1 protein-coding gene is annotated in these 4,752 nt (G+C 45.0%); it reads left to right on the forward strand.

Features of this window, described 5'->3' with window-relative positions; translation table 11 throughout:
- Positions 1-39 precede the first annotated feature (39 nt).
- The gene (locus OEV42_21235) at positions 40-4,164 is read left to right on the forward strand and encodes a hypothetical protein (protein ID MDH3976794.1); all 4,125 of its coding nucleotides are present in this window, start codon (positions 40-42) and stop codon (positions 4,162-4,164) included.
- The last annotated feature ends 588 nt before the right edge of the window (positions 4,165-4,752 follow it).

Raw genomic sequence — 4,752 nt, forward strand, 5'->3', positions numbered from 1 at the left:
CCCTCAAAGTTTTACATTATGATGAACAACGGAAAAAAAATGATAAATATAATCAGTTCAGGAAAATTCCTGCGGCTTAATATGCTGAAACTTTTCGGCATTCTTTCTTTACTTGTTTTATTTCAATATGCTTCACTTTCCATTTCATATGCCGTTTGTGTTAAAGGTAACTACTTAAATGATGCATGCCTATTTCCTACCTCTTACAGGTGTAACGGTCCCGGAATTTCTTTTGGTTTTCACCCTGAGGATACGGACATAGACTGCGCTCAGCTTTTAGTTGGCTACGCTATATTCGAATGTTTATGCGGATGCACGGATTATGATGGCGACGGCGCAAGAGACACGTGGTATTATGACTTCGATGGCGACGGTTTTACCTATGGCTCCATATCATCCTGTGAAGATCCCAATGTTAAGTGGCCTCATTTAAACTTTCTAACGGCCCCGTCAAACCCCCTTGACTGTGACGACTATGACGCCAGCAAGAAACCTGTAGACGGCGATGGTGATGGTTATACACAGTGCAATGATTGTAACGATGATGATATTAGTGTTTTTATCAAGGAGGTGGAAGAAGAGATATGTATGGCCGACGGTAAAGACAACGATTGCGACGGTACCGTCGATGAGAGGAACGATTGTAAAGATTGCAGACAGGTCACAGGTATTGACTCTACTGCAAACGTAGCGAGCGGGCAGTACAAACATAGTCAGAATCTTTTCGGTTATTTTTCGCTTTACTATGACAGCTTTAGTATATACAGCGGTACCGTTGCCCGAAACTGGCGGCACAGCTACGAGATTGACCTGGAAGAACTTGTTAATGGACGGGTCGCCTTGTCCATGCCTGACGGCGCCGCAACAACATATATCCCCTTTTTGGAGGACTACGTTGCTGAAAGCGGTGATAATTCAAGCCTTGTGAAAAATGCTGATGGCACGTGGGATATGACAGAGCTTGACGGGACGGTCTATCATTTCGATGCCTTCGGAAATATTTCATCCATAAGCGATATAAGGGGAAGAACAACAACATTTTCTTATTACAGCGGCCTCTTGACAAGTGTCGCTGATTCAACAGCGCCTGCCCCTGTTTTCATTGATTACGTTGATGGTAAGATCGATACCGTTACTGATCCTTCGGGCAATATTTACGATTTTAATTACTATCCTGACGGCACATTAGAGGAGATTATTTATCCGCTTCCCGCATCCTATACGCTTGATGTGCCTCAACCAGACGGCACGACAGCTTCCGTCTCCTATCCCGAAGCGGGGGCGGTCAATCCCAAATGGTCCTACACCTATGAAACCGGCCTGCTAAAGACCAAAACCGATCCTTCCGGCAAGCTTGTTACTTACGGCTTTGACAACGGAAAGGTCACATCTTCGACGGTTACCACAGAATACGGTGTTCGCACGCGTACCCTCGGTTACAGCAACTATACGGGTGATATGCGTGAGACTCTCAAAACAGAGCTCGACGGCGGCGTCTGGAAGTTCCGCTACAGCAAGACGGAAGGAAAGCTGAAGGAAAAGGAAGACCCCGAAGGGGGGATAACCTTCTATACCTACAATGGCGACTACAGGACCGCAATCCATCCGGGCGGCAAGAAAAAGACGACGACCCGCTATGACGTAAACAATAATGTGGTGGCCTCCATCGAGGAAGAGCTTGTTTCACCCTTCAGAATGTACTCCACGGCTTACACTTATGATGCCAACGGCAGAATCCTTACCATGAGGACGCCCCTTGAAGGCGCTTATGATGAGACAGGGACACCTGTTCCCTCCTTGACAACAACTTATGACTACAATGACAAGGGAGAGACGATTTACACCGGTGATTCCCTCGGCAGGGAGACCTTCATTCAGTATACGACGGTAGGTATGGAAAAGCAGGTAACAACGACAGATCCTTTGGGCAGGGTCAGCATCGTGGTTTACGATGATAAAGACAGGCTCCTCTCCTCTACGGCGCCCAGCTCCGTCACCGGCGTTGATGCAGCCACTTACTATACTTACGGTGTGCTGGGTAATATGTCGACCGTTACCGATACTGCGGGACGGGTAACGCGCTATAAATACGATTCTCTCGGCCGCATGGTGCAGCTTATCGGTCCAAATGAGGAAAGGGCCACTTACGTTTATAACGCAAATGGTTCCGTCGAGTCCGTTATTGATGCCGAAGGGAATAAAACGAGTTATACCTACACCAACCTGGGCCAGCAGAAGTCGATCATCGACGCTCTCAATAATGCCACCTTCATGAGTTACAGCGCTGCCGGCTGCGGCAACTGCAGCGGTGGGGTGGACAAGCTGACCCAGGTTACTGATGCCAACGGTAAGGCCACCTCTTATACTTACGACAAGCTGGGCAGACTGCTGACCGAAAGGGATGCCACAGGCTTGCAAAAGCGTTTCAGTTACCATTCTAACCGCTATGAATACACCAAAACCGATGCCGATGGAATTGCCATTACCTACGTTAATGACTACATGGACCGCCTCATCGAGAAGAAGGTGGATGGCGTAACGAAAGAAACCTACAGCTACTACATTAACGGCTGGCGTCATACAGCAAGTAAGGACGACCTTACTTACACCTATACCTATTACGCCGATGGGCAGGTCCGCACTGTGGCCGACGGTACGAGAACCATTACTTATACATACGACTTGGTAGGCAATAAAACTTCCATGAATGTGAGTGGTCTTTCAGAGGCCGTTAGTGTGGGTTACAGCTATACCGATGCATACCAGCCGGACACGATCACTGCAACAGGGGCAGGCATGTTCGATTACGACTACAACGTTGACGGCAGCAGGGAGAGCCTCAGCTATCCCAACACTGTATTTTCCAACTACAGCTACGACGCTTTGGGAAGGCTTGTTGGGATAACGAACGGCGTGGCAGACAGCAGTTACAGCCACTATCCCTCAGGTAACCGAAAGTCTCACACAAAGGATGACGGCACGGTAGTGAGCTACGAATACGACGACCTTTATCGCCTTAAGTTTGTTGCTTATTCATCTGACGCAGGTAAGCTGGCTCAGTTTGAGAATTACAGCTACGACGCCATAGGCAACAGGCTTGCCCATGATAAGGTGATCTTCAGCATCTATTCTGGTCAGCAGAAGCAAATTGGTGCATCCAGTTATGACTATGACTATGAAAATCGTCTTGTGAGGGTGAAACGCAGCTTTGATAATTCATCGACGGTGGTTACCTATGATTACGACGTATTCGGCAGGAGAGTGGGGCGTACCGTGGCGACGGACGGTGTGCAGACGGCCAGTGTGCGTTACTTCTACGACAACGAGGATATTATTGCCGAGCTTGACGGTGCTGGGAACGTTTTAAAAGTTTTCGTTCACGGACCCGGGATAGACGAACCGCTGGCGGTAAAAGATGTGGCTTCAGGCAACTGGTATTATTATCATGCCGATGGCTTGGGGTCTGTGCTTAAGCTGACCGATGCCTCGGGTACTCCGGTGGCAGGTTACAGCTTTGGTTATGATTCCTTTGGTAATCTTGTTAAGGGGACGCTTGACAGGAACTATACCTATACGGGCAGGGAGTGGGATGAAGAGGTGGGGCTTTATTATTATCGGGCCAGGTTCTATGATCCGGAGGTGGGGAGGTTTATCTCCAAGGATCCTCTTGGTTTTGATGGGGGGGATTATAATCTTTATTCTTATGTGGGGCAGAATCCGGTGAATAAAATAGATCCATTAGGTCTATTTGAAATTTCTGGAATTTGCCGTTATATTTCTGGTGGAGAAGTATTTGGTGTTGGTGTACTAAGATGTAAAGTTTGGACTGATTGTCGTCCTGATAACACAAGGGAAAAAGGTGAAGTGGTAGCTATTTTAGCAGGGGCAACAGCAGGCCTACCAATATCAGTTACATATTTTAATATAAAACAAAAATGTAATGATCTTGGTAATCCTAGATTATCTGTATTAGAAGGGAATGCTTATTTAGGGTCTGCAAGTGCTGCGATTGGTTTTGGTTCAGCTGAAACACAATTGAACTTAGGTAGTACTTATTCTTTTTCTAATGGTTATCAAGCTGGGATTGACGCTAGTGTTGATGTTTTTGCAGGTTATTCATATCTTGATGGACCAGTAGAAACAAGTTGTTGTCCATATAAATAAAGGGAAATGGAATATTATATGAAAGTAAATAGCATATATGTAGATATCATATATTTTTTCACAATATTATTATTGATAGTCTTAATTATATGGGATGTAAATTTTATTCTTGTTGTTTCCCCTATCTTACTTTTTATCATAGGGTTATCACTAGTATTCAGTCGAAGGTTCAAAAATAAATTTTTTTTCGAAAATTTTTTCTACTGGATTAGTTGTAATTTATTCCTACCAAGGTACAAATATAATTATATGGTTTGGGGGATTTTGTTTATTTTCCTTGGAATAACATCTATTTTTTATAGTGCGAAAATATCAGTAGAAAAAACAAACGATATATTGCCCTCTATCAATGATTATCATGGATGGTGGTATAAAGATCCAGTGTTATGGATAGTCATAATGCTATTAATAGGGATAGGGCTCTATCGAAGTAAAAGAAAATAAGAGGAAAAAGAAAGAATAAGGGGTCAGGTCTACGCAGGTTGTCCGAGAACTCCCCATGTTTAACCCAAAGGGAAGTAATAACCGGTACGTAATGCGCTCAATCTTGACCGTCATTATGCTATAATAAAGCCTATGAAACAACCT

It is taken from the genome of Deltaproteobacteria bacterium, assembly GCA_029860075.1.
Lineage (GTDB): Bacteria > Desulfobacterota > JADFVX01 > JADFVX01 > JADFVX01 > JAOUBX01.

What these genes read in the sequence shown, in the direction of transcription:
- OEV42_21235 (MDH3976794.1), top strand. Translation starts at nt 40, where the DNA reads ATGATAAATATAATCAGTTCAGGAAAATTCCTGCGGCTTAATATGCTG.